General features: G+C 73.8%; 22 protein-coding genes. 9 read left to right on the forward strand and 13 right to left on the reverse strand.

All coding sequences use genetic code 11. From position 1 onward, the window contains the following. Positions 1 to 24: 24 nt before the first annotated feature. The 5 genes from lpdA to ABD335_RS14375 form a co-directional block, all read right to left on the reverse strand. Complete coding sequence (gene lpdA, locus ABD335_RS14355; RefSeq protein WP_344322710.1) at positions 25 to 1,413, reverse strand: dihydrolipoyl dehydrogenase; 1,389 nt, start codon at positions 1,411 to 1,413, stop codon at positions 25 to 27. A 449-nt stretch (positions 1,414 to 1,862) separates the two neighbouring features. Beyond that, complete coding sequence (locus ABD335_RS14360) at positions 1,863 to 3,419, reverse strand: leucyl aminopeptidase (RefSeq protein ID WP_344322711.1); 1,557 nt, start codon at positions 3,417 to 3,419, stop codon at positions 1,863 to 1,865. A gap of 185 nt (positions 3,420 to 3,604) precedes the next feature. Next, positions 3,605 to 4,429, reverse strand: a complete 825-nt coding sequence (locus tag ABD335_RS14365; RefSeq protein WP_344322712.1) for an adenosylcobinamide-GDP ribazoletransferase — start codon at positions 4,427 to 4,429, stop codon at positions 3,605 to 3,607. Between the two features lie 71 nt (positions 4,430 to 4,500). Further along, positions 4,501 to 5,625, reverse strand: a complete 1,125-nt coding sequence (locus tag ABD335_RS14370; protein WP_344322713.1) for a nicotinate-nucleotide--dimethylbenzimidazole phosphoribosyltransferase — start codon at positions 5,623 to 5,625, stop codon at positions 4,501 to 4,503. Positions 5,626 to 5,668: 43 nt separating this feature from the next. After that, positions 5,669 to 6,916 carry a bifunctional adenosylcobinamide kinase/adenosylcobinamide-phosphate guanylyltransferase gene (locus tag ABD335_RS14375; RefSeq protein ID WP_344322714.1) on the reverse strand — a complete coding sequence of 416 codons (1,248 nt, stop codon included), beginning with the start codon at positions 6,914 to 6,916 and terminating at the stop codon, positions 5,669 to 5,671. Positions 6,917 to 7,029: 113 nt separating this feature from the next. Between ABD335_RS14375 and ABD335_RS14380 the strand changes: the two genes are divergently transcribed. Further along, positions 7,030 to 7,242, forward strand: a complete 213-nt coding sequence (locus ABD335_RS14380) for a hypothetical protein (RefSeq protein ID WP_344322716.1) — start codon at positions 7,030 to 7,032, stop codon at positions 7,240 to 7,242. 64 nt (positions 7,243 to 7,306) lie between these two features. On the opposite strand, the gene ABD335_RS14385 is transcribed toward ABD335_RS14380, so the two are convergent. The 4 genes from ABD335_RS14385 to ABD335_RS14400 form a co-directional block, all read right to left on the reverse strand. Then, on the reverse strand, positions 7,307 to 8,374 hold the full coding sequence (locus ABD335_RS14385) for a S1C family serine protease (protein ID WP_344322717.1): 1,068 nt from the start codon (positions 8,372 to 8,374) through the stop codon (positions 7,307 to 7,309). Positions 8,375 to 8,431: 57 nt separating this feature from the next. Then, positions 8,432 to 10,231: an ABC transporter ATP-binding protein gene (locus tag ABD335_RS14390; protein WP_344322718.1), complete on the reverse strand. Its 1,800-nt coding sequence runs from the start codon at positions 10,229 to 10,231 to the stop codon at positions 8,432 to 8,434. Positions 10,232 to 10,396: 165 nt separating this feature from the next. Then, positions 10,397 to 11,122: a methyltransferase domain-containing protein gene (locus ABD335_RS14395; protein WP_344322719.1), complete on the reverse strand. Its 726-nt coding sequence runs from the start codon at positions 11,120 to 11,122 to the stop codon at positions 10,397 to 10,399. Positions 11,123 to 11,169: 47 nt separating this feature from the next. Then, positions 11,170 to 11,772: a DUF3043 domain-containing protein gene (locus tag ABD335_RS14400; protein ID WP_344322720.1), complete on the reverse strand. Its 603-nt coding sequence runs from the start codon at positions 11,770 to 11,772 to the stop codon at positions 11,170 to 11,172. A gap of 232 nt (positions 11,773 to 12,004) precedes the next feature. On the opposite strand from ABD335_RS14400, the gene ABD335_RS14405 reads away from it, so the two are divergent. Together ABD335_RS14405 and pspAA are read left to right on the forward strand one after the other, a co-directional pair. After that, entirely contained in the window at positions 12,005 to 12,817 is an 813-nt protein-coding gene (locus tag ABD335_RS14405) for a PspA/IM30 family protein (protein ID WP_344322721.1), read from the forward strand. Between the two features lie 108 nt (positions 12,818 to 12,925). Further along, on the forward strand, positions 12,926 to 13,225 hold the full coding sequence (gene pspAA, locus ABD335_RS14410) for a PspA-associated protein PspAA (protein ID WP_344322723.1): 300 nt from the start codon (positions 12,926 to 12,928) through the stop codon (positions 13,223 to 13,225). A gap of 35 nt (positions 13,226 to 13,260) precedes the next feature. On the opposite strand, the gene ABD335_RS14415 is transcribed toward pspAA, so the two are convergent. Then, entirely contained in the window at positions 13,261 to 14,187 is a 927-nt protein-coding gene (locus ABD335_RS14415) for a GNAT family N-acetyltransferase (protein ID WP_344322724.1), read from the reverse strand. A 59-nt stretch (positions 14,188 to 14,246) separates the two neighbouring features. After that, positions 14,247 to 15,443 carry a quinolinate synthase NadA gene (gene nadA, locus ABD335_RS14420; protein ID WP_425583631.1) on the reverse strand — a complete coding sequence of 399 codons (1,197 nt, stop codon included), beginning with the start codon at positions 15,441 to 15,443 and terminating at the stop codon, positions 14,247 to 14,249. A 254-nt stretch (positions 15,444 to 15,697) separates the two neighbouring features. On the opposite strand from nadA, the gene erpA reads away from it, so the two are divergent. Next, positions 15,698 to 16,054, forward strand: a complete 357-nt coding sequence (gene erpA / locus ABD335_RS14425; protein WP_344322726.1) for an iron-sulfur cluster insertion protein ErpA — start codon at positions 15,698 to 15,700, stop codon at positions 16,052 to 16,054. A 118-nt stretch (positions 16,055 to 16,172) separates the two neighbouring features. Here the strand turns inward: erpA and ABD335_RS14430 are convergent, their stop codons facing one another. Next, positions 16,173 to 17,693, reverse strand: coding sequence for a hypothetical protein (locus ABD335_RS14430; RefSeq protein WP_344322727.1), 1,521 nt, complete (start codon positions 17,691 to 17,693; stop codon positions 16,173 to 16,175). 320 nt (positions 17,694 to 18,013) lie between these two features. Here ABD335_RS14430 and ABD335_RS14435 point away from each other — a divergent pair, with 320 nt between their 5' ends. Further along, positions 18,014 to 18,988: a carbohydrate kinase family protein gene (locus ABD335_RS14435; protein ID WP_344322728.1), complete on the forward strand. Its 975-nt coding sequence runs from the start codon at positions 18,014 to 18,016 to the stop codon at positions 18,986 to 18,988. 49 nt (positions 18,989 to 19,037) lie between these two features. Here ABD335_RS14435 and ABD335_RS14440 read toward each other — a convergent pair whose 3' ends face one another. Then, complete coding sequence (locus ABD335_RS14440; RefSeq protein WP_344322730.1) at positions 19,038 to 20,468, reverse strand: cysteine desulfurase/sulfurtransferase TusA family protein; 1,431 nt, start codon at positions 20,466 to 20,468, stop codon at positions 19,038 to 19,040. Positions 20,469 to 20,722: 254 nt separating this feature from the next. On the opposite strand from ABD335_RS14440, the gene ctaC reads away from it, so the two are divergent. From ctaC to ABD335_RS14460, 4 genes are all read left to right on the forward strand, one after another. Beyond that, on the forward strand, positions 20,723 to 21,670 hold the full coding sequence (ctaC, locus tag ABD335_RS14445) for an aa3-type cytochrome oxidase subunit II (protein WP_344322731.1): 948 nt from the start codon (positions 20,723 to 20,725) through the stop codon (positions 21,668 to 21,670). Positions 21,671 to 21,673: 3 nt separating this feature from the next. Continuing rightward, positions 21,674 to 23,416, forward strand: coding sequence for an aa3-type cytochrome oxidase subunit I (gene ctaD, locus ABD335_RS14450; protein ID WP_344322732.1), 1,743 nt, complete (start codon positions 21,674 to 21,676; stop codon positions 23,414 to 23,416). Then, on the forward strand, positions 23,413 to 23,811 hold the full coding sequence (locus tag ABD335_RS14455; protein WP_344322734.1) for a cytochrome c oxidase subunit 4: 399 nt from the start codon (positions 23,413 to 23,415) through the stop codon (positions 23,809 to 23,811). The genes ctaD and ABD335_RS14455 overlap by 4 nt, the downstream gene beginning before the upstream one ends. A gap of 103 nt (positions 23,812 to 23,914) precedes the next feature. Beyond that, the gene (locus ABD335_RS14460; protein ID WP_344322735.1) at positions 23,915 to 25,123 is read left to right on the forward strand and encodes a L,D-transpeptidase; all 1,209 of its coding nucleotides are present in this window, start codon (positions 23,915 to 23,917) and stop codon (positions 25,121 to 25,123) included. Positions 25,124 to 25,167: the final 44 nt, after the last annotated feature.

Genomic DNA, 25,167 nt, shown 5'->3' on the forward strand with positions numbered 1-25,167 from the left:
TGCAGCTGTCGCGCCCGGGGAGTGTCAGTCGTGGGAGTGCAGCGGCTTGCCGGCCAGGGCCAGGTGGGCCTCGCCGAGAGCCTCGTTCTGCGTCGGGTGGGCGTGGATGAGCTGCGCGACCTCGGCGGGGAGGGCCTCCCAGTTGTAGATCAGCTGGGCCTCGCCGACCTGCTCGCCCATCCGGTCGCCGACCATGTGGACGCCGACCACGGCACCGTCACGGACCTGGACGAGCTTGATCTCGCCCTGCGCCTTGAGGATCTTGCTCCTGCCGTTGCCGCCGAGGTTGTACTTCAGCGTCACGACCTTGTCCGCGCCGTACTTCTCCTTGGCCTTGGCCTCGGTGAGGCCCACGGAGGCGACCTCCGGGTGGCTGTACGTCACGCGCGGCACACCGTCGTAGTCGATCGGCACGACGTTCAGCCCGGCGAGCCGCTCGGCGACCAGGATGCCCTCGGCGAAACCGACGTGCGCGAGCTGGAGGGTGGGGATCAGGTCGCCGACGGCCGAGATGGTCGGCACGTTCGTGCGGCAGTACTCGTCGACGAGGACGTAGCCGCGGTCCATGGCGACCCCGGCCTCCTCGTAGCCCAGCCCCTGCGAGACCGGGCCCCGGCCGATGGCGACGAGCAGCAGCTCCGCCTCGTACTCCTTGCCGTTGGCGAGGGTGACCTTCACGCCGTTCTGGGTGTACTCGGCCTTGTCGAAGAAGGTCCCGAGGGAGAACTTGATGCCGCGCTTGCGGAAGGCGCGCTCCAGCAGCTTGGAGCTGTTCTCGTCCTCGGCCGGCACCAGGTGGGGCAGGCCCTCGACGATGGTGACGTCGGTGCCGAAGGACTTCCAGGCGGAGGCGAACTCGCAGCCGATCACACCGCCGCCGAGGATGATGGCGGACTGCGGCACGCGGTCCAGGGTCAGCGCGTGCTCGGAGGTGATGATCCGGTTGCCGTCGATCTCCAGACCCGGCAGCGACTTGGGGGTGGAGCCGGTGGCGAGCAGGATGTGCCGGCCCTCGTAGCGCTGCCCGTTGACGTCCACCGAGGTCGGGGAGGACAGCCGGCCCTCGCCCTCCACGTAGGTGATCTTGCGGGAGGCGATCAGCCCCTGCAGACCCTTGTACAGGCCGGAGATCACGCCGTCCTTGTACTTGTGCACGGCCGCCATGTCGATGCCCTCGAAGGTGGCCTTGACGCCGAAGTCGGCGCTCTCCCGGGCCTGGTCCGCGATCTCGCCCGCGTGCAGCAGGGCCTTCGTCGGGATGCAGCCGTAGTGCAGACAGGTACCGCCGACCTTGTCCTTCTCGATCAGGGCGACGTCCAGACCCAGCTGCGAAGCGCGAAGGGCAGCGGCATAACCGCCGCTACCGCCTCCGAGGATCACTAGGTCGAAAACGGTGCTGGCGTCGTTCGCCACGTCACGTCCTCCATGCATGGGTACGCCGGAGCCGGTCCGTCGGAGACCGGGCGGCTGTATGTTCGGCCGCTTTCTGCTCGGCCCTGTGGGTTAAGCGGGCCCTGTCCTGCCGAGACAACATCTTTGCACTTGTTGGCGAGCGGTGGGACGCGGGGCCGGCGCCCGGACCGCTCATACCGCCCTGAACAGGAGGATTGCGAGCTGCCACGCGTGTCTACCGATGAGTAGCCCTTCGGTGATCGCTGTGAGCGAACACCGGCGGGCGCGGCACGCGCCGCCGGGCGGGGCGGCGGGGACCGGCGTCGGGCCGGGGTCCGGATGTTCGAACGCGCCCCGGGACGCCGGGGACGGGGAGCGGCGGGCCCGTCGGACCCGGCCGCGGAGGGACGGCCCCGGACACCCGCGTGCCCGGGGCCGTCGCGGACGTCGGGCGGTACCCGGACCCACCGCTACGGCAGGTCCCCCGCCGCCGCGCGCTCGGCGAGGCGGACCAGGGTGCGCACCGCGGAACCGGTGCCGCCCTTGGGGGTGTAGCCGAAGGGGCCGGACTCGTTGAAGGCCGGGCCCGCGATGTCCAGGTGCGCCCAGGGGGTGCCCTCGGCGACGAACTCCTTCAGGAACAGCCCGGCGACCAGACCGCCGCCCATCCGCTCGCCCATGTTGGCGATGTCGGCGACGGGGGAGTCCAGGCCCTTGCGCAGGTGGTCGGGGAGCGGCATCGGCCACGACTGCTCGCCCGCCTCCTCGGCCAGTTCGTGGACGGCCGTGCGGAACGCGTCGTCGTTCGCCATGACGCCGAACGTGCGGCTGCCCAGGGCCAGCATCATGGCGCCGGTCAGGGTCGCCACGTCCACCACCGCGTCCGGCTTCTCCTCGCACGCCCGGGTCAGGGCGTCGGCCAGCACCAGACGGCCCTCGGCGTCGGTGTTGAGCACCTCGACCGTCTTGCCGCTGTACATGGTGAGCACGTCGCCCGGCCGGGTCGCGGAGCCCGAGGGCATGTTCTCCGCCAGCGCCAGCCAGCCGGTGACGTTCACCGTCAGGCCGAGCCGGGCGGCGGCGACCACGGCGGCGAAGACGGCGGCGGCGCCGCTCATGTCGCACTTCATGGTCTCGTTGTGGCCGGCCGGCTTGAGGGAGATGCCGCCCGAGTCGTAGGTGATGCCCTTGCCGACCAGCGCCAGGGTCTTCTTGGCCTTGGCGTGCTTGTACGCGACCCGCACCAGGCGCGGCGGGTTGGTCGAGCCCCTGCCGACGCCGAGGATGCCGCCGTAGCCGCCCTTGGCGAGGGCCTTCTCGTCCAGCACCTCCACCTCCAGCCCGTGCTCCTTGGCGACGGACTGGACGGTGGCGGCGAAGGACTTCGGATTGAGGTCGTTGGGCGGGGTGTTGACGAGGTCGCGGGTGCGGTTGACCTCGGCGGCGACGACCTCGGCGCGCTCGGCCGCGGCCTTGTGCGCCTTGTCGCGCGGCTTGGCGCCGAGCACGACGACCTCGGCCAGCGGGGCGTTGCCGTCCGCGCCGCTCTTCCGGCCGCCCTTCCCGGCGCCGCCCTTGCCCTTGCCCTCCTTGCCGCGGTAGGCGGTGAACGCGTACGCGCCCAGCAGCGCGCCCTCGCAGACGGCGGCCACCGACGCCTCGTCCCCGGCGGGCAGCGCGAAGCCGGCCTTCTTGCGGCCGGTCAGCGCGCGGGCGGCCGCACCGGCGGCGCGGCGCAGCGCCTCCGGCGCGTACGAGCCGTCCTCCGCGGGGGCGTCGCCGAGTCCGACCGCCAGCACCAGGCCCGCCTTCACGCCGTCGGGCGCCGGCAGCTTGGTGACCTCGCCCTCGCCGCCCGAGGCGCCGAGGGTCTCCAGGGTGGCGGCCAACGCGCCGCCGAACGCCTGGTCGACGGTCTCGCCACCCGGGGCGACCACGGGCCCGTCGGGGCCCTTGGCGACGCCGACGACAACGGCGTCCGCGCGCAGCGTCGCGGCGGACGAGGTACTGAGAGTCAGAGCAGACACGGTGGTGGGAATCCCTCTTCCGGTTGGAAAGCCGAGTGGATGTGCACGGCTTCGGGCACGAGCCGAGCCTACGTCGCGGCCCGCGCGGTCGCGGTGCCGGCTCGGGGCGGACGCGAGAGGCCGCCCGCCGGAACGGGAACGGGGCGATCGCACGGGCCGTCCGCCCCGGAATTCTCCGAGGGGCGCTAACCCAGCGCAAGCACCACCAGGGCCGTGGTGAGGGAGGTCTCGGCCAGGGCGCCGAAGACGTCGCCGGTCACCCCGCCCAGCCGGCGGCGGCAGCGGGACAGCAGCAACTCCGCGGCGCTCAGCGCCAGTACGACCGCCGCGGCGTACGACACCGCGCGGTACGGGCCCTCCCACGCGCCCGCACAGGCCGCCGCGAGCACCACCGCCGCGCAGACCGCCACCGCGGACCGGACCGGCACCGCACCGGCGACCGCCGCGCCCAACCCCTCCGGGCGGGCCGCCGGAACGCCCTCGCGGGAGGCGAGCGTCAACGCCGTCCGGGCGGTCACCGCGGCCACGGCCACCGCGACGGCGCCGTGCGCGAGGCCGCCCGCGTACAGCTCCGCGACGGCCGCGACCTGCGCGAGCAGGACCAGCAGGAGGGTCACCACCCCGAACGGGCCGATGTCCGAACGCTTCATCACGGCCAGCGCGCCCTCGGCGGGCTTGCCGCTGCCCAGCCCGTCGGCGACGTCCGCCAACCCGTCCAGGTGCAGCGCCCGGGTCAGGACGGCGGGCACGGCGACGGTGACGACCGCCGCCGACAGCGGGGAGAGGCCGAGGAACAGGGCGACGGCACCGGCCGCCGCCGCACACCCCCCGACCACCAGCCCGGCCAGCGGCGCGCACTCCATCCCGCGCCGGGCGGCGGCCCGGTCCCAGCGGGTGCAGGGCACCGGCAGCACGGTGAGCGTGCCGAGGGCGAAGCGCACACCGTCCGACGCTCCGGCGGGCGGCGGGGGAGCGGACGGGTCCTGGGGCGGTCGCGAGGTGGTGTCCATCGCGCCGCAGGCTACCCGGCGCACCGCGATGGTGGACGCGGGCGGTCGGACGGCCCCGGTCCGACGACCCGTCAGGTCACGTCCATCATCTCCGGGGAATCCGCCGACCCCGGGGCGTCCCGGCCGTCCGCCCCGGCCGGCTCCTCCGCCCGCACCGGCAGCTCCGCCGCCAGCGCCGCCGCGGCCTGGACCAGGGGGAGGGCGAGCAGGGCGCCGGTGCCCTCGCCCGCGGTGACGCCGTGGTCCAGCAGCGGATCGAGCGCCATCCGGTCCAGCGCCTTGGCCTGCGCGGGCTCGCCGCTCGCCTGCCCCGCCAGCCACCAGTCCGGCGCCCGGAACGCCACGCGCTGGGCCACCAGCGCGCACGCGGCGGAGACGACGCCGTCGAGGATCACGGGCGTGCGGCGCACGGCCGACTGGAGCAGGAAGCCGGTGATCGCGGTCAGGTCCGCCCCGGCCACGGCCCCCAGGAGCCTCAACTGGTCGCCCAGGACGGGCCGGGCCCGGCGCAGGCCGTCGCGGATGGCCGCGCACTTGCGCATCCAGGCGAGGTCGTCGATCCGTCCTCCGCCGCGTCCGGTGACCACGGAGGCGTCGGTGCCGCACAGGGCCGCGATCAGCACCCCGGCGGCGGTGGTCCCGCCGACGGAGACATCGCCCAGGACGACCAGGTCGGTGCCGGCGTCGGCCTCCTCGTCGGCGACCGCCATGCCGGCCCGGAAGGCGCGTTCGGCCTCCTCGGGCGTGAGGCTGTCCTCGACGTCGAGCCGGCCGCCGGAGCGCCGCACGCGCCGGCGGACGACCTCCTCGGGCAGCTCGCCCGGATCGCAGTCCAGCGACATGTCGACGATCCGCAGCGGCACCCCGAACCGGCGCGCCAGCACCGCTACCGGACTCGTCCCCTCCAGCGTGGCCCGCACCAGGGCGTGCGCGCCGCCCGCGGGCCGGGCGGAGACGCCCAGTTCGGCCACCCCGTGGTCCCCGGCGAACAGCACGACCTTCGGCCGCGCGACGGGCTCCACGGGGACGCGGGCCTGCGCCGCGGCCAGCCACTCGCCCAGCTCGTCCAGCCGACCCAGCGCCCCGGCCGGCAGTCCGGTCCGGGCGCGCCGGTCCTCGGCGTCCCGGCGGACACCGCTGTCGGGGCGTTCGATGAGGTCCCCGAAGTCGTCGAGATTCAGGCTGCCGTCGCTCATGGAGCCCGACACTACCGCCCCGCGCCCGGCTCCCGACCGGGACTCAACCGCGCAACGGCAGGGCCGTGCCCGCCACGACCAGCAGGACGTGTTCGCACTCCGCCGCCACCGCCGCGTTCAGCCGTCCCAGCTCGTCGCGGAAGCGGCGGCCGGAGGCGGTGGCGGGCACGACGCCCGAGCCGACCTCGTTGCTCACCGCGACCACCGTGCGGCCGGTGGAGCGGAAGGCCGCCGCCAGGGCGTCGACGCGCTCGGCGAGCGCGCGCCGGGCCTCCCCGGACCGCCAGCGGTCGTCGTCCCAGGCGCCGACGGCGTCCATCGCGTCGGTCAGCCACAGGGACAGGCAGTCGATCAGCATCGGCGGGGCCTCGGCCTCGGCGAGCAGCGGAACCAGGTCGCAGGTCTCGGCCGTGCGCCAGGAGGCCGGCCGGCGCCCGCGGTGGGCCGCGACCCGGGCCGCCCACTCCGCGTCGCCCTCCCGCGTGCCGCCCGTCGCGACGTACAGCACCTCGGGGAAGGAGGCCAGCCGGCGCTCGGCCTCGGCGGACTTGCCCGAGCGGGCACCGCCCAGGACCAGCGTGCGCCGGGGCAGGTCGGGGACCGCCCGGTAGTCGCCGACCATCAGCGTGGTGCCGTCCGGCACGGTGCGCGCCCCCGCCGCGGCCAGCCGGCGGTGCAGCTCCGGGCCGGGCGGCACGTCGTGGTCGACGTGGACGGCCAGCACGTCCGTGGTCGGGCCGACGGACCCGGCCGCCCGCAGCCGGGCGAGCGCGTCGGGACGGCCCAGGACGTCCAGGAGCACCAGGGCGTACGGCTCGGGCGGCGCCGCCGTCTGCCGGTCCGGTCCGGTGTCCCGGCTCCCTCCGGGGGGAAGGCCTGCCGGGCCCGCGCCCGGCGGCAGGTACAGCAGGCGCCGGCCGTCCGGCCCGCCGACCTCGTACCCGGTGCCCGGGGAGTCCAGCGCCACCGCGCGCACCCGGTGGCCGCTGATCAGCGCCAGTTCCCGGCCGTCGGGCACCCGGGCCGGGGCGGGCAGCCCGGCCGGGATCTCCAGGGCGGGACCGTCGTGCGGGTGCGACAGCAGCACCTGCCGCACGCCGTGCAGGGTGCGGCCCGCGCGGGCGGCGGCCAGGGCGGGACCGGGGGTCAGGTCGAGCAGCAGGACGCCGTCCACGAGCAGCGCGGTCGCCGCTCGCGCGTCCGCGCCGACGGCGGTCGCGCAGGCCGCGCAGGGGCAGCCGGGCCGGGGGAGACCGGCGGGCGCGCCGGTACCGAGCAGAGTGAGTTCCACGGCACGATCGTCTCGTGTCCGTCGGCCGATCGCGCGAGCGGCACTAGTCTGCGGACAGTTGGACAGGATCATGGAAGACACGGCAACCGGACCCGGGGACAGGGGAGGCGCACATGGCGTGGACGTGGCGGTTCGAGAAGGCCGACGGCACGGAGACGGAACCGGCCGTCCGGCCGGAGGAGTTCTCCACCCAGGGCGACGCGGAGAGCTGGATCGGCGAGACGTGGCGGGAGCTGCTGGAGGGCGGCGTGGAGCAGGTGACGCTCTTCGAGGACGACACCAGGATCTACGGCCCCATGAGCCTGCGCGCGGCCGAGGAGGGCTGACCGCCCGGCCGTCCCCCGTCCCCGGCCGCCGCGCCCGGGACGGGGGACGGCGCGGCGGCGCGTCTCAGCGCTCGCCCAGGGTGACCGTCGCGGTCCGCTCCTCGCCGCCGCGCCGGTAGACGACGTCCACCCGATCGCCCGGCTCGTGGGAGGCCAGCGCCTCCGCCAGCGCCGTGGTGTCCGGGACCGCGAACCCGCCGAGCTCGGTGATCACGTCGCCCGACCGGAGCCCGGCGTCGTCCGCCGCGCCGCCGTTCTCCACCTCGACGACGGCGACCCCGGCGGGCCGGTAGTCGTCGCCGAGCACGGTGCGCACCGTCGCCTCGATCGCCGCCTCGTCGGAGTCGCGCACCTCGCCGTACTCGATCATCTGGTCCGCCAGGTGGCGGACCGTGTCGGAGGGGATGGCGAAGCCCAGGCCCGGCGCCGTGCCCCCGTCCCCGCTCGGGGACCGGGCGGCCAGGGTGGGGACGCCGATGACCCGGCCGGAGAGGTCGACCAGGGCGCCTCCGCTGTTGCCCGGATTGATCGGGGCCGAGGTCTGGATCAGGTCGCCGATGGTGGTCTCGGCGCTGCCCTCGCTGATCGAGCGGTCGGTGGCCGAGACGATGCCGTCGGTGACGCTGGAGGACAGCCCGAGCGGGTTGCCCATGGCCAGCACGATCTGGCCGACGTCCACCCGGTCGGACTCGCCGAAGGTGGCCGGGCGGAGGTTGTCGGGCGGATCGGTGAGCCGCACGACGGCCAGGTCCTCCTCCGGGTAGCTGGCGACCAGCTCCGCCGTCTGCTCCTGCCGACCGGTGGCGAGGGTGATCCGGAACCGCTCGGCGTCGCCCACCACGTGGGCGTTGGTGACGATGTGGCCCCGGTCGTCGTAGACCACGCCCGAGCCCAGCCCCTCGTCGGTGGTGACCTGGACGACGGACGGCAGGACCCGGTCCACCACCTCCCGGTACGCCTCCTGCAACTCCACGGCTCCCCCGGGGACGGGGACGGAGGCGCTGGGGGAGGGCGAGGCCTCGGGGTCCCGGGGCGAGTCCGAGCCGGTGCACCCGGCGAGCAGGACGGCCGTCGCGCACAGGGCGGCGGACCCCGTGCGGCGGGGTCCTGCGCGCCGGTGGGAACGGGTCATGGCAGCGGGTCCCCTTTCGCCGGCCCTCGTCGACGGCGTCGGCGCCCCGCCGGGACGTCACGCCTTCGGGGCGTCCGCGTTCCCCGCCGGGGCCGCCAGAAACTGCGTCGCCGCCAGCTCGCCGTACAGCGGGTCGCCCGCCACCAGCTCCTCGTGGGTGCCCACCGCCCGCACCCGGCCGGCCTCCATCACCACGATCCGGTCCGCGAGCGTCACCGTGGACAGCCGGTGGGCGACGACCAGCACCGTCGTCGTGCGGGCCGCCTCCGCCACCGTGTCCCGCAGCGCCAGCTCGTTGACCGCGTCCAGCTGCGAGGTGGCCTCGTCCAGCAACAGCAGCCGGGGGCGGCGCAGCAGCGCCCGCGCTATCGCCACCCGCTGCCGCTCGCCGCCGGAGAGCTTGCTCCCCCGGTGTCCGACGACCGTCTCCAGCCCGTCCGGCAGCCGCTCCACCAGCGCGGTCAACCGGGTGCGCGCCAGCACCTCGCGCACCTCCTCCTCGGTGGCGTCCGGGGCGGCGAACAGCAGGTTCTCGCGGAGCGTCCCGGCGAGCACGGGCGCGTCCTGCTCCACGTAGCCGATCGCGGCGCGCAGCTCGTGCAGCGGCCAGTCGCGCACGTCGCGCCCGTCGACCAGCACCCGGCCGCCGCTCACCTCGTGGAAGCGCTCCAGCAGCGAGAACACCGTGGACTTGCCCGCCCCCGAGGGGCCGACGAACGCGGTCGTCCCGCCGCCGGGCACGGAGAAGGACACTCCGTGGTGGACGTACGGCAGCTCCGGCCGGTAGCGGAAGGCGACCCGGTCGAAGACGACCGAGGCGGGCGGCCCCTGCGACCGCGTCGGACCGTCGTGCTCGGGCTCGGTCTCCATCCGCTCGGCCTCGGCGATGCGGGCGATCGCCGCCGCGCCCACCTGGTACTGCGCGGCCGCCTCGACCAGCCGGGAGACCGGGTCGATCAGGTAGAAGAGGAGGAGCAGGAAGGCGACCAGCGTCGAGATCGACACGGCGCCCGAGGCCACCCGGGCCCCGCCGACGCCCAGCACCGCCAGGAACGACACCTGGACGGCCAGGCCGATCGACGACGCCGCCACCGCGTGCCACCCGGCGGCCCGCACCCCGTGCCGCCAGGCCGTCCGCGCCGCCTCCTCCACCACACGCGTCTCGCGGGCCTCCGCGCCCGACGCCTTGACCGTGCGGAACGCGCCGAAGACGCGCTCCAGCACCGAGGAGATCTCCCCCACCGACTCCTGCGCCCGCTTCGCCGCCTTCGATATCCGCGGCATCACCAGCCCCAGCGAGCCGCCGACCAGCACGATCACCCCGAGGGTGACGCCCAGCAGCACCGGGTCCAGCCGGGCCATCAGCACGATCGTCGCCACCAGCGTGAGGGAGCCGGTGGCGGCCGAGACCATGGAGGTGGTGGCGACCTGCCGCAGCAGCGTGGTGTCCGAGGTGACCCGCGACATCAGGTCGCCGGGCCGGCTCCGCTCCACCTCCGGTATCCGCAGCCGCAGCAGCCGGGCGACGAGCTGCCGGCGCGCGGCCAGCACCACGGACTCGGCGGTGCGGTTGAGGAGGTACGTGCCGACCGCCTCGATCGCCGTGCCCAGCACCACCAGCGCGGTCAGGAGCAGCAGGACGGAGGTGATCGACTCGCCGCCGCCCAGCCGTTCCACCAGCTCCTTGGCGGCCAGCGGTTGCGCGAGCCCGGTGACGGCGCCGATCAGCGCCAGCAGGGCGCCGAGCGCGATCGGCGCCCTGTGCGGGCGGATGTGGGCGTACAGCGCGCGCCAGGTCTCCCGGGCGGGGAGCCGGTCGCCGGCGGCGGGCGCGGGGTGCGCGGGGGTGGCGGACACGGGGGCCTTCCTGTTCGCGGCCTGTTCACGGCTTGCTCGCGGGCCTGCTCGCGGACGTGTTCTCGCGGGCCTGTACGGCCTGTGCGCACGGCCGGTCGAGGGCCCGTCGTGGAGCAGGACGCACGACCGCCCCCGGACGCCTGAGCGCCGGGGGCGGTCACACGGTCAGTCGCGCACGGCGCACAGGTGCAGCGCGTCCGCCACCGCGCGGTAGGGGTCGGTGCGCCCGGCGCGCTCCTCGACGGCCAGCAGCCGCTCGCCCTCCTCGCCCTCCGGCAGGGTGGCGCCCTCGGAGGTGAAGACCTGCACGCCGTACCACCGGCGCAGCGGGGTGCTCATCCCGGTGAGGGCGGCGGTCAGGGCGTCCAGGCGCAGGGCCCGCTCGGCGGGGTCGGTGGGATCGGAGGCGGCGAGCCCGGCCAGGGCGGCGTCCCAGTCGCCGGCCAGCCCCGGCCGCAGGGCCTGGGCCCCGGTGTTGGGCACCAGCAGCGACAGCAGTCCACCGGAGGCCAGCACGCGGCCCAGCCCGGCCAGCAGCGGGCCCGGTTCGTCACCGGGCGCGAGCGCCCCGTGGCAGAGCACCACGTCGAAGGAGCCGGGCAGGAAGTGGGCGCCGGTGCTGCGGCTGTCCCCGGAGACGACGCGCGTCCGCTCCCGTATGCCCTCGGGCTCGTCCGCCAGGACCCGGCGCACCGCGGCGGCCAGGTCGGGATCGGACTCCAGTCCGGTCACCTCGTGTCCGGCCCGGGCCAGCCGCAGCGCCTGGTAACCGTCGCGCAGCGCCACGTCCAGGACCTTCAGCCGCCGCCCCACGGGGAAGCGGGCCGTGATCTGCTCCTCCACCTGCCGGGCCACCAGGGCCTGTCGTACGGCTCGTACGGCGTTGTCCATCGATGGTTCGTCGTCGGTCGGCGGTCCGTCGGCGGTCCCTCGTCCCCTCAGCGGCGCGGTGCCTCGCCGCGGGCGACCTGCGGCTTGGGCAGCCGCATGCGGCGCATCTGGAGGGTGCGCATCAGCGCGTAGGCCACGGCACCGCGCCGGTTCTCGTCGGGGAAGCGCTCGCGCAGGGCCTTCTTCAGCTTGAACCCGGTGAGGAACGAGTCGACGACGATCATCACGATGACGCCCAGCCACAGCAGCAGGGAGGCGTTCTTCACCTGCATCGACGGCACCATGCTCATGATCAGGATGATCACGGCCAAGGGCAGGAAGAACTCCGCCACGTGCCACTTGGCGTCCACGAAGTCGCGCGCGTAGCGCCGCACCGGACCCCGGTCGCGCAGCGGGAGGTAGCGCTCGTCGCCACCGGCCAGGGCCTCGCGCTGCCGCGCCAGCTCGGCGCGGCGGGCCTCGCGGGCGCGCCTGGCCGCCTCCTTGCGGTTCGCCGGGGGCTTGGCCACGGCGCGGCGGAGCGCCTCGGCCTCGCTGCGCTTGGGGGTGGGGCGCCCCTTGGGGGCCTGCGGGTCGCGGCGCTGCTTGGTCGGCTCCGCGGTCTCCTGGGGAGCCGCGGTCTGCTCATCACGGGAACGGCTTCGGAACACACTGCAAGAGTACGGGGCCGCCAGGTGTGGACCCCACCCCCACGGGGAACGATCCGGCAACGGTGGGTCGCGGGACTCCCTACTTCCTGGGCGGGAGAAGGCCGCGCACCGATCGTCCTGGAGGAGGAGCGCATCGGGGCCCGAACAGTGCGGTAATGGAAGCGGGGCCCGTAGGGTGGGACCTGTTCGATGTGCGAGGCTCAGTCCGTTACGAAGGGGGCGCGCGAGGCCCATGAGCGGTGTCATGAAGCGTATGGGGATGATCTTCCGCGCGAAGGCCAACAAGGCCCTGGACCGGGCCGAGGACCCGCGCGAGACGCTGGACTACTCCTACCAGAAGCAGCTCGAACTGCTGCAGAAGGTGCGCCGCGGCGTCGCCGACGTCGCGACGTCCCGCAAGCGCCTGGAACTCCAGCTCAACCAGCTCCAGTCGCAGTCCGCCAAGCTGGAGGACCAGGGCCGCAAGGCGCTCGCGCTCGGCCGTGAGGACCTGGCGCGCGAGGCGCTGACCCGCCGCGCCGCCCTCCAGCAGCAGGTGACGGACCTGGAGCAGCAGCACCAGACCCTTCAGGGCGAGGAGGAGAAGCTCACCCTCGCGGCCCAGCGCCTCCAGGCGAAGGTGGACGCCTTCCGCACCAAGAAGGAGACCATCAAGGCCACCTACACCGCCGCCCAGGCCCAGACCCGCATCGGCGAGGCGTTCTCCGGCATCTCCGAGGAGATGGGCGACGTCGGCCTGGCCATCCAGCGGGCCGAGGACAAGACCGCCCAGCTCCAGGCCCGTGCCGGGGCGATCGACGAACTGCTCGCCTCCGGCGCGCTCGACGACCCCACCGGCCTGGCCAAGGACGACATCGCGGCCGAGCTGGACCGGATCTCCGGCGGCTCCGACGTCGAGCTGGAGCTCCAGCGGATGAAGGCCGAGCTGGCGGGCGGCACCGGCGGCGAGCGGCAGGCCATCGAGGGCGGTCAGGACCAGGACCGGCAGCAGACGCAGGCCCGGCAGCAGCCGGACCGGCAGACCCCCGGGTTCGACAAGCAGTAGTCTCCGGCGGGCGGGGTGCGCCGGGAATGCGGCGCACCGGTCGCGGGAAGCCGGCAGGGGGGAGCACCCCGGCAACCGGCCCACCGGGCCCTTCGGAAGGAGAGCGCCGTGATCGTACGGATCATGGGGGAGGGGCAGGTCAGGCTGGACGACAGCCACCTGCCCGGCCTGAACGAGCTGGACGACGAACTGCTCGCCGAGATGGAGAACGGCGACGAGGCCGGCTTCCGCCGTACGCTGGCCGCCCTGCTGGACGCCGTACGGTCCCTGGGCACGCCCCTGCCCGACGACTCCCTGGAGCCCTCGGAGCTGATCCTGCCCGCGCCCGAGGCCACCCTGGACGAGGTGCGCGCCATGCTCGGCGAGGACGGGCTGTTCCCCGCCGACATGCCCGCCGGCCCCCGCTGACCCGTGCGCCCGTGCGTCCCGCGGGGCGCACGCCGTCACGGGAACGCGTCGGAGGGGATGTACGGCGACGGCGGCCGCATGCCGCGCAGCCCCAGCCAGCCCGCCGGGGCCGGTTCCAGCCCGGCGGCCAGCCCGACGTCCAGGGCCCACTGCTGCTCGGCGGTCAGGTGGTCGATCCGCACGGGCCGCCCCTCGCCGACGGCGCCCAGGGCGGCGGTCAGCAGCCGGCCGGCCAGCCGCCGGGTGGTGGCGGCCAGCGTCTCCACCCGGCCCTCGCGCACGTAGCAGTAGCCGCTGCCGGTGAAGTCGTCGGTCACCAGCAGCCGGCAGTGGCGCAGCAGCTCCTCGTGGTCGGGCCCGTGGGCACCGCCGCGCAGCCGCCGGTCCACCGAGTCCATCAGGTCCCGGTCTCCGGGGCCGCCCTCGGCCACCACGCCGTCCGGGGCGGCGAGGCGGGCCAGGGAGACCGTCCCGGACAGGCGCATCGTCGGGTGGAGGTCGAAGCCCGCCCGCCGCTGGACGCGGGCGGCCGCCGGGTGGCGCGAGCCGCGGGTGATGCCGCGCAGACAGCCCCGGCCGTACGCCATGGCCCACCGCAGCAGCTCCGTGCCCACCCCGCGGCCCTGTGCCTCGGGGAGGACGGCCAGCAGGGACAGGGCCCAGGTGCCCTCCCGCCGGCAGGACAGCACGACCCCGACCGGGCGGCCCGCGGCGTCCTCGGCCAGCCGGCAGCCCTCCGGGTCGGTGCGGGCCAGGTGGCGGGCGTGGTGGAGGTGCCGTTCGGCCGGGACGGGCAGCGGCGCGCGCGGCCCCGAGGGGGAACCGGGGGAGTCCGGCGGGAACCCCGGGGAGAAGGCGTCGGGGCCGTTCCGCACGGCGGGCGGGGAGGCGAGGGCGGCGTCCACGACGAACCGCACGGCCTCGGCGTCCTCGTCACTGTCGCGTACCGGGCGCAGCAGCATGTCGACCATCCTGGCCGAACGCGCCGCGCCCGGTCATGCCGTTGAAGACTCCCGCCGGATCACGGCAGGGCGAGCATCCGCTCCAGGGCCAGCTTGGCGAACTTCTCGGTCTCCGGGTCGACCTGGATGCGGTTGACGACCTTGCCGTCCACCAGCGACTCCAGGGCCCAGACCAGGTGGGGCAGGTCGATCCGGTTCATGGTCGAGCAGAAGCAGACCGTCCGGTCGAGGAAGACGACCTCCTTGCCCTCGGGGGCGAAGCGGTTCGCCAGCCGGCGCACCAGGTTCAGCTCGGTGCCGACCGCCCACTTCGAGCCGGCCGGGGCCGCCTCCAGGGTCTTGATGATGTGCTCGGTGGAGCCCACGTGGTCCGCCGCCGCGACGACCTCGTGCCGGCACTCGGGGTGCACCAGCACGTTGATGCCGGGGACGCGCTCGCGCACGTCGTTCACCGACTCCAGCGTGAAGCGGCCGTGCACCGAGCAGTGGCCGCGCCACAGGATCATCTTCGCGGCCCGCAGCTCCTCGGCGGTCAGTCCGCCGTTCGGCTTGTGCGGGTTGTAGACGACGCAGTCCTCCAGGGACATCCCCATGTCCCGCACGGCGGTGTTGCGCCCCAGGTGCTGGTCGGGCAGGAAGAGCACCTTCTCCCCCTGCGCGAACGCCCAGTCCAGGGCCCGCTTGGCGTTGGAGGACGTGCAGATGGTGCCGCCGTGCCGCCCGGTGAACGCCTTGATGTCGGCCGAGGAGTTCATGTACGAGACCGGCACCGTGACGTCGGCGACGCCCGCCTCGGTCAGCACGTCCCAGCACTCGGCGACCTGCTCGGCGGTGGCCATGTCCGCCATCGAGCAGCCGGCGGCCAGGTCGGGGAGGACGACCTGCTGGTGGTCTCCGGTGAGGATGTCGGCGGACTCGGCCATGAAGTGCACGCCGCAGAAGACGATGTACTCGGCCTCCGGGCGGGCCGCCGCGTCGCGCGCCAGCTTGAAGGAGTCGCCGGTGACGTCGGCGAACTGGATGACCTCGTCGCGCTGGTAGTGGTGACCGAGCACGAAGACCCGATCCCCGAGCTTCTCCTTCGCCGCGCGGGCGCGCTCGACCAGGTCCGGGTCCGACGGGGCGGGCAGGTCGCCGGGACACTCCACACCGCGCTCGCTCCTGGGGTCGGCCTCGCGGCCGAGGAGGAGAAGGGCGAGCGGCGTCGGCTGGACGTCGTCCGGGTGGAGGGCGGCAGAGGGCTGGGCGGTGGTCACGGCACGCACCCTTTCGTCGGATTCAGCGGGCCTTTTCGTCGGATTGACGTTATTCATGATAACTGCTTCATGTCACTTTGACGATGGCCATCGCGTCAGTGTGACGCATCCCCGTCCGCACGCCGTGGAGTGACCTCCGGGGGCGGGTTGTGCGAGCATGAAGTCCACGAGAACGTGCCCGGCCTGGAATGAAACCGGGAGGCCGCTTGTTTGTCAGGCGGCAGAGCAGTCCGTACAACCCGGGAGAGAAGCAGATGTCCGTATCGGACCAGACCGCCGTGACGACCGACGGAGTCATCCTGTCCGAAGCCGCCGCGGCGAAGGTCAAGAGCCTGCTCGAACAGGAAGGCCGCGACGACCTGGCCCTGCGCGTCGCCGTCCAGCCCGGCGGCTGCTCCGGCCTGCGGTACCAGCTCTTCTTCGACGAGCGGTCGCTCGACGGCGACGTCGTCAAGGAGTTCGACGGCGTCAAGGTCGTCACCGACCGGATGAGCGCCCCGTACCTCAACGGCGCCTCCATCGACTTCGTCGACACCATCGAGAAGCAGGGCTTCACCATCGACAACCCGAACGCCACGGGCTCCTGCGCCTGCGGCGACTCCTTCAGCTGATCCGCCCCGCCGCCGCGGCACGGCGGCGGCGAGACGCGAACACGCAACCGAAGGCGGGGGGTCCCGGCACCGGGAACCGCCGCCTTCGGCGTGTCCGCGCGTCCGCGGCGCCGCCGCGTTACCCGCGCGGCTTCTCCGGCAGCCGCTCGCCCTCCTCGTCGAGCACCTTCCGGTCCCCGACGGGCTCGTCCAGCGTCACCTTCGCCGTCATCTCCTCGGCGACGAGCACGCAGGCCCTGCCCGGGTCCTTCGCCCTCTCGGAGATCCGGACGGTCACCGCCTCCCCGCTCTCCTCCGCGGTCGCGGTGTGGTCGCTGCACACACCGCCCCAGAAGTGGACGGTGAGCGTGCGGTCGTCGGGCTCGTACGGGTCGACGTGCGTCGCCGTGCGCACCGGCTCCTTCGGCCCCGGACCCGGGTTCGCCGGCGCGGAACCGGAGCCGGAGCCGGGACTGGAATCGGAATCGGAGCCGTCGCCGGCGGCGGAGGACGGCGCCAGGTACTCCGGCTCCACCGCCGGGTGGGCCACGGTGTGCGTGCCCCCGCCGCCCTCCGCCACCTCGAACAGCCAGGACGGCACCAGCAGTTCACGCCCCCGGGACGGGTAGGGCGAGAGCCCGAACGACGCGCCCGTCACCTCCACGGTCTGCCGCTTCCCGGAGGGGCCGCAGGGCTCGGGGCTCCCCGGCTCGCCGTCCGCGGGCGGGACGACGTCCGGCTTCCCGGCCCCGGGCTTCCCGGCGCCCGGACCGGCGGTCTCCGGCGTCGCGGCCCCGTCGTCCGGGCCGCCGCCCGGCTTCCGGCCCGAGGGCTCGGAGCACAGCAGGCCCAACTCCACCCGGCCGCTGCGCGCGTTGAGCGCCGCGAGGGTCTCCTCGGCGCTCATCACCGGGTACTTCGCGCCCCCGCCGGCCTCCGCCGACTCGGTCAGCCTTCCGCCGCCGCTCGCGAGCGCCCCCTGCCGGCCGACCCCGATCTCGGTCGTCCGGCCGGCGACGGGCAGCCCGTCCCGCCGCGGATCGACCCGGACGATCCGCAGCCCGTCCCGCGTCCGCCCGGCGTCCACCTCGGCGCCCTCCAGGCCGAGGGCCTCGACCACGGGCGCGACCGCCTCCTCGGCCTCCCGCTCGGAGACGTCCCCGGCCTCCAGCGGGACCGCCCCGGTGAACGACCACACGCCCGTGGCGTCGTCCACCGTCAGCGTCCTGCCCTCGCCCTCGTCGCCGCCGACCGTCCAGGTGCCGTTCTCCTCGCGGACCTCGCCGGGGACCTCCAGCGCCTTCGCCAGCCCGGCGACCTCCTTCCGGTCGACGTCGACGACGGACCGGAGGGCCGGCGCCGACTCCGGCCCCTTCGGCAGCGGCTTCGCCGCCTTGTACACGGGTCCTCCGCCGGGAGCCGGCTCACCGGGCGCGATCCCGCGCTCGGCCGCCGGGTGCTCGCCGTAACCGTCCAGGACCAGCGGGGACGGCCTGCCGTCCGCGCCGTCCCGGGCCGCGTCCGCCGACCCGCCGCCGGAGGCGGTCGAGGCCCAGTACGCGCCGCCGCCCCCGGCCAGCAGGACGGCGAGGGCCACCGAGACGGTCGTCAACCCGCGTCGCCGCGGTCGGGTGGGTTCCGGGGTGTGGTCGGCACTCACCGCATCGCTCCTTCGGTCCGAGTACCCGCTGCTCGGGTACTCGTCGTCGCCTGTCGTGCGTCGTGGCGCGCCTCTCGGCGCCCGTCCTCCGCCGTACGCCCCCGCGCACGGGGGAGGACGCCGATGGGACGGGCCCGGGGCGCGGACGGTTCCCGGCGGTGGGGGGACGGTGGGGGGACGGCGGAAGGAGGAGCCCGCGTGGACGGCCGGCCGCGGCCCGCGGCGACCGGCCGATCCGCCCGCCGCGCGGCGGGCGACCGGACCGAGGAAGTAGCGTGGTGCTGTTTGCCGTCCGACGTCTCTCCCAGGAGCAGTCCCCCGTGCGTATCGCTGTCACCGGCTCCATCGCCACCGACCATCTGATGACCTTCCCCGGCCGCTTCGCCGACCAGCTCGTCGGCGACCGGCTCCACACGGTCTCGCTGTCCTTCCTGGTCGACACCCTCAACGTCCGGCGCGGCGGGGTCGGGGCGAACATCTGCTTCGGCATGGGCCAGCTCGGAGTGCGTCCGATCCTCGTCGGCGCGGCCGGCGCCGACTTCGGGGAGTACCGCGCCTGGCTGGAGCGGCACGGCGTGGACACCGCCTCGGTGCGCATCTCCGAGGTCCTGCACACCGCGCGCTTCGTGTGCACCACCGACGCCGACCACAACCAGATCGGCTCCTTCTACACCGGCGCGATGAGCGAGGCCCGGCTGATCGAGCTGAAGACCGTCGCCGACCGGGTCGGCGGGCTGGACCTGGTGCACATCGGCGCGGACGACCCCGAGGCGATGATGCGCCACACCGAGGAGTGCCGCGCCCGCGGCATCCCCTTCGCCGCCGACTACTCCCAGCAGCTCGCCCGGATGGAAGGCGAGGAGATCCGCGGCCTGACCGAGGGCGCGGCCTACCTGTTCACCAACGAGTACGAGGCGGCCCTCGTCGAGACCAAGACCGGCTGGAACGCGGAGGAGGTCCTCCGGCGCGTCGGCACCCGCGTCACCACGCTGGGCTCGAAGGGCGTGCGCATCGAGCGGGAGGGCGAGGAGCCGATCACCGTCCCCTGCCCCCAGGAGGAGGCCAAGGTCGACCCGACGGGCGTCGGCGACGCCTTCCGCGCCGGGTTCCTGTCGGGCCTGGCCTGGGAGCTGGGGCTGGAGCGGGCCGCCCAGCTCGGCTGCATGCTCGCCACCCTGGTCATCGAGACGCTGGGCACCCAGGAGTACGAACTGCGGCGCAGCCACTTCCTGGAGCGCTTCACCAAGACGTACGGCGAGGACGCGGCGGCCGAGATCCGGACCTGCCTGTCCTGACCCGCCCCCGGGGCACGGACGCGCGGGGACGGACGGGTGCGCGGGCGGGTCAGGCGCGGCGGCGCACGCGGTGGGTGTGGCCGTCCGCGCCCAGGTACTCGTGACCGCGCATCTCGCACCAGGCCGGGACGTCCAGCCGGGCCGCCTCGTCGTCGGCGAGCAGCACCACCGTGCCGCCCACCGGCACCCGGTCGATGACCTTCGCCAGTTCGATGACCGGGATCGGGCACCGCTTGCCCAGGGAGTCGACGGTGAGCGAGGGCGCCTCGGCGTCCTCCTCCGGCGCCGGACCCGCCGCCGGCTCGGCCGCCCGCACGGGCTCCGGGCCGGACCCGGACCGCGGCGGCACGGCCGGCGCGTCGAGGTGGGCGCGCACCCGCCGCACCGCGTCCGGGAGCACCGCCAGGAAGGCGTCGACGTCCTCCTCCGTCGTGCCCGGCGGCAGCGAGACCCGGATGTTGCCCTCCGACAGCACCCCCATCGCGCGGAGCACGTGACTGGGGGTCAGCGTGTCGGAGGTGCAGGAGGAGCCCGAGGAGACCGAGAAGCCCGCCCGGTCCAGGGCGTGGAGCAGGGCCTCGCCGTCCACGTACAGGCAGGAGAAGGTCACCACGTGCGGCAGCCGCCGCACCGGATCGCCCACCACCTCCACGTCCGGGACCAGTTCGGGCACCCGCGCGCGGATGCGGTCCACCAGGGCGCGCAGCCGGGCCGCCTCGTCCGCCGCCTCCGCGCGCACGGCCCGCAGGGAGGCCGCCGCGGCGACGATCGCGGGGAGGTCGGCGAAGCCGGGGGAGCGCCCCGACTCCCTCTCGTCCGCCGGGGACGGCGGGGCGAACCGCACCCCCTTGCGCACCGCCAGCAGCCCGACCCCGCCCGGACCGCCCCACTTGTGCGCGCCGGCCGCCAGCAGCGACCACCCGCCGGCCACGGGGCCCCACCCCAACGACTGGGCGGCGTCCACCAGCAGCGGCACCCCGGCCTCCGCGCAGAGCTCCGCCACCTCGGCCACCGGCTGCTCGGTGCCCACCTCGTGGTTGGCCGACTGCAGACAGGCCAGCGCGGTGTCCCCGCGCAGCGCCGCGCCGAACCCGTCGACGCCCACCCGCCCCGTGCGGTCCACGGGGACCTCCTCCACCACGCCGCCGTCGGCCTCGTGGGCGCGCGCCGCGTGGAGCACGGCGGAGTGCTCCACCGCGGAGACCACCAGACGACGGCCGACCCGCCGGCGCCCGGCGAGCGCGCCCGCGATGCCGATGTGCAGGGCCCGCGTGCCGGAGGAGGTGAAGGAGAGTTCGTCCGGCCGGCACCCCACCGCCTCGGCCGCGGCCTCGCGCGCGGCGTCCAGCAGGAGCCGGGCCCGCCGTCCCTCCCGGTGCAGCCGGGCGGGATCGGCCCACCCCTCGTCCAGGGCCGCGAGCAGCGCCTGCCGGGCGACGGGGTGCAGGGGAAGGGAGGAAGCGGCGTCGAAGTAGGGCACACCTGCACGCTAGCGCGCGTTCCCGCGCCCTGCCCCGAGGGCCCGGACAACCGCGGAGACAACCACGGAGCGGGCGATTCCACCCCAACGGAGGGCCGCGCGGCGCGTTGGGCACCCTCCCCGCGCGACCCCAAATAGCGTCCAGTAGGGTTTGGTCCGCATAAACATCCAAACCCCTGCCCGCGCCAGGGCCGGCGCCCGACCTCAACGGCCGAGCCCGGGCCGAGCGGGCGAGACTCTCGGGAAGGCGCTACGTGAGTCCCAACGGCTCCGACCGCTCGTCGCGGCGCCCGATGCGGCGGAAGCTGCCGCAGGCGCTGGCTGCGGGCCTGGTTTTGGCGACCGCCACCGGTTGCACATACGAGGACTTCCCCCGCCTCGGCATGCCCACCCCCGTCACGGAGGAGGCGCCGCGCATCCTCTCCCTGTGGCAGGGCTCGTGGGCGGCCGCGCTCGCGGTGGGTGTCCTGGTGTGGGGCCTCATCCTGTGGTGCGTCATCGTCTACCGGCGCACCAGGACCAAGGTCGAGGTACCCCCGCAGACCCGGTACAACATGCCCATCGAGGCGCTGTACACGGTCGTCCCGCTCATCATCATCTCGGTGCTCTTCTACTTCACGGCTCGTGACGAGTCGAAGCTCCTGGAGCTCACCGAGAAGCCCAAGCACGTGATCAACGTGGTCGGCTACCAGTGGAGCTGGGGCTTCAACTACATGGAGGACGTGGACGGCGACGCCTCCACCTCCAACCTGGACGCCGCGGAGCTGGCCAATCTCCCCGACAACGTCTTCGAGGCCGCGCCCGAGGGCGCCGAGGGCGTGCACGTGGTCGGCACGCCGGGCGAACGGAACCCGCAGAACGGCAACCCGGGTCCCACGCTCTGGCTGCCGAAGGGCGAGAAGGTCCGCTTCGTCCTGTCCTCCAGGGACGTCATCCACTCCTTCTGGGTGGTGCCGTTCCTGTTCAAGCAGGACGTCATTCCGGGCCACGTCAACCAGTTCGAGGTGACACCCACCAGGGAGGGCACCTTCCTGGGCAAGTGCGCCGAGCTCTGCGGCGTGGACCACGCCCGGATGCTGTTCAACGTCAAGGTCGTCTCCCCCGAGCGTTACCAGAAGTACCTGGAGGACCTGGCGGAGAAGGGCCAGACCGGCTACATCCCGGCGGGCGGCGACGCTCGCCAAGAACGCGAAGGCCAGTAACCCGTGAGCATCCTCAATGAATCCCAGGGTGCCGTCGCCTCGACGGACGGGCCGGCGGCGACCCCCGCGCCCCTGCGCCGAAAAGAGCGCGGCAATCGTGTGATCCAGTGGCTGACCACCACCGACCACAAGACGATCGGCACGCTCTATCTGGTCACCTCGTTCGCCTTCTTCTGCATCGGCGGTGTCCTGGCGCTCGTCATGCGCGCCGAGTTGGCCCGGCCGGGTCTGCAGGTGATGTCGAACGAGCAGTTCAACCAGGCGTTCACCATGCACGGCACGATCATGCTGCTGATGTTCGCCACCCCGCTGTTCGCCGGGTTCGCGAACTGGATCATGCCGCTGCAGATCGGCGCGCCGGACGTGGCGTTCCCGCGGCTGAACATGTTCGCCTACTGGCTCTACTCCTTCGGCTCGCTGATCGCGGTGGCCGGGTTCCTCACCCCGGGCGGCGCCGCCAGCTTCGGTTGGTTCGCCTACTCGCCGCTGAGCGACGCGGTCCACAGCCCGGGCGTCGGCTCGGACATGTGGATCATGGGCCTGGCCCTCTCCGGCTTCGGCACGATCCTGGGCGCGGTCAACTTCATCACCACGATCATCTGCATGCGCGCGCCGGGCATGACGATGTTCCGGATGCCGATCTTCACCTGGAACGTCCTGCTGACCGGTGTGCTGGTGCTGCTGGCCTTCCCGGTGCTGGCCGCCGCCCTGTTCGCGCTGGAGGCGGACCGCAAGTTCGGCTCCCACATCTTCGACGCCTCCAACGGCGGCGCGCTGCTGTGGCAGCACCTGTTCTGGTTCTTCGGCCACCCCGAGGTCTACATCATCGCGCTGCCGTTCTTCGGCATCGCCTCGGAGATCATCCCGGTCTTCTCCCGCAAGCCGATCTTCGGTTACATCGGCCTGGTGGCCGCGACGATCGCCATCGCCGGTCTGTCGGTGACGGTCTGGGCGCACCACATGTACGTCACCGGTGGCGTGCTGCTGCCCTTCTTCGCCTTCATGACCTTCCTGATCGCGGTGCCGACGGGCGTGAAGTTCTTCAACTGGCTCGGCACCATGTGGAAGGGCTCGCTGAGCTTCGAGACCCCGATGCTCTGGACGATCGGCTTCCTGGTCACCTTCCTCTTCGGCGGTCTGACCGGCGTCATCCTGGCCTCCCCGCCGCTGGACTTCCACGTCTCGGACTCGTACTTCGTGGTGGCGCACTTCCACTACGTGGTGTTCGGCACCGTGGTGTTCGCGATGTTCGCCGGCTTCCACTTCTGGTGGCCGAAGTTCACCGGCAAGATGCTCGACGAGCGGCTCGGGAAGATCACCTTCTGGACGCTGTTCATCGGCTTCCACGGCACCTTCCTGGTCCAGCACTGGCTGGGCGCCGAGGGCATGCCGCGCCGGTACTCCGACTACCTGGCCGTCGACGGCTTCACCGGGCTGAACACCTTCTCGACGATCAGCTCGTTCCTGCTCGGCCTGTCGATCCTGCCGTTCTTCTACAACGTCTGGAAGACGGCCAAGTACGCGCCGAAGATCGAGGTGGACGACCCGTGGGGCTACGGCCGCTCGCTGGAGTGGGCGACCTCCTGCCCGCCGCCGCGGCACAACTTCGTCTCCCTGCCGCGGATCCGGTCCGAATCCCCCGCCTTCGACCTGCACCACCCCGAGGTGGCGGCCATGGACCAGCTCGAGAACACCGAGGGTCCCGAGGGCAAGGTCCTCTCCGGCGCCAAGGAGGCCGGTAAGTGAAGATCCAGGGACGCATGTTCATCTGGCTGTCGGTCTTCCTGCTGGCAGTCGCCGTCATCTACGGCCTGTGGTCGAAGGAGCCGGCCGGCACCACGGCCCTCTTCCTGGCCTTCGGCCTGTCCCTCATGGTCGGCTACTACCTGGCCTTCACGGCTCGCCGGGTGGACACCGGAGCGCAGGACAACAAGGACGCGGACGTCGCCGACGACGCCGGCGAGCTGGGCTTCTTCAGCCCGCACAGCTGGCAGCCGCTGCTCCTGGGCGCGGGCTGCGCCTTCGGTTTCCTGGGCGTGGCCATCGGCTGGTGGTTCCTGCTGATCTCCACCCCGCTGATCCTCGTCGGCCTGTTCGGCTGGGTGTTCGAGTACTACCACGGGGAGAACCAGAACCAGTAACCCTTCCCCACCACGCACGGGTCATCTCCGGACACGCTCCGGAGATGACCCGTTCGTACGTATCCGGCTCGTCCGCTCCGGGCGGCGTTCCTACCGTGACAGCATGAGCCGAGGATCACGCGGGACAGCACTGATCTGCTTCCTGATACTCGTGCCGCCGGCGGTGGGACCCGCCGCCTGCGGCAACGACCAGCCTTCGGACGCGGCCCCCCGGGACGCCACCGCGCAGGTCGCGCTGAGCGTCGGCGAGGACGGCCGCGCTGTGGACCCGGACAAGCCTCTGGAGATCACCGCGCGCGACGACAGCCGGATCACGGCCGTCCGCGTGGTCGACGCGGCGGGCCGCCGGCTGGACGGCGAGCTCTCCGCCGACGGCACCCGCTGGCGCAGCACCACCCCGCCGGCCGCCGCGACGCGCTACACCGTGGTCGTCGGCACCGAGAAGGACGGCGTCCCCGGCCGCCGCACCGCCGACCTCGCCACCCGTCCGGCCGACGGCGACCGGAAGCTCGGCATCGTCTTCGGCCCGGCCCGCGGCGTCTACGGGGTGGGCCAGCCCCTCACGGCCGAACTCGACCGGGCGGTCGAGGACCGGAGGGAACGCGCGACCGTGGAGCGCGCGCTGAGGGTCGAGTCCTCCCCCGCGGCCGGCGAGGGCTCCTGGCACTGGGTGGACGACAGGACGCTGCACTACCGTCCGCGCACCTACTGGCCCGCGCACGCCACGATCGTGGTCCGCAGCGCCCTGGAGGGCGTGTGGATCCGGGACGGGTTGCGCGGGGGGAAGACGAAACCCCTGAGCATCCGGACGGGTGACCGCGTCGAGGCCGTCGTGGACATCGACGACACCGAGATGACCGTCCGGAAGAACGGCAAGACCCTCAAGACCCTCCCGGTCACCACCGGCAAGGCCGGGTTCCGCACCCGAGAGGGCGTCAAGGTGGTCCTGGGGCGGCAGGCCAACGTACGGATGACCGGCACCAGCATCGGCATCCCCGCCGGCAGCCCCGAGTCCTACGACCTGCCCGTCCAGTGGGCCACGCAGCTCACCGAGAGCGGCGAGTACGTCCACGCCGCCCCCTGGTCGGCCGGATCGCACGGCCGGGACAACGTCAGCCACGGCTGCACGGGGATGAGCGTGGAGAACGCCCACTGGTTCTTCACCACCGTCCGGCAGGGCGACATCGTCCGGTACGTCGACGGCGTGGCGGACTCCCCGAAGATGCCCGCCTTCGGCAACGGCTTCGGTGACTGGAACCTGTCGTGGGAGAAGTGGAAGGAGGGCAGCGCCCTGAACTCCCCGCGGAACTGACCCCTTCGACGGCGGACGGGCCGCCGCGGGCCGGAGAGCCCGCG

This window comes from Streptomyces macrosporus, from assembly GCF_039533145.1.
In the GTDB taxonomy this organism is placed as follows: Bacteria; Actinomycetota; Actinomycetes; order Streptomycetales; family Streptomycetaceae; genus Streptomyces; species Streptomyces macrosporus.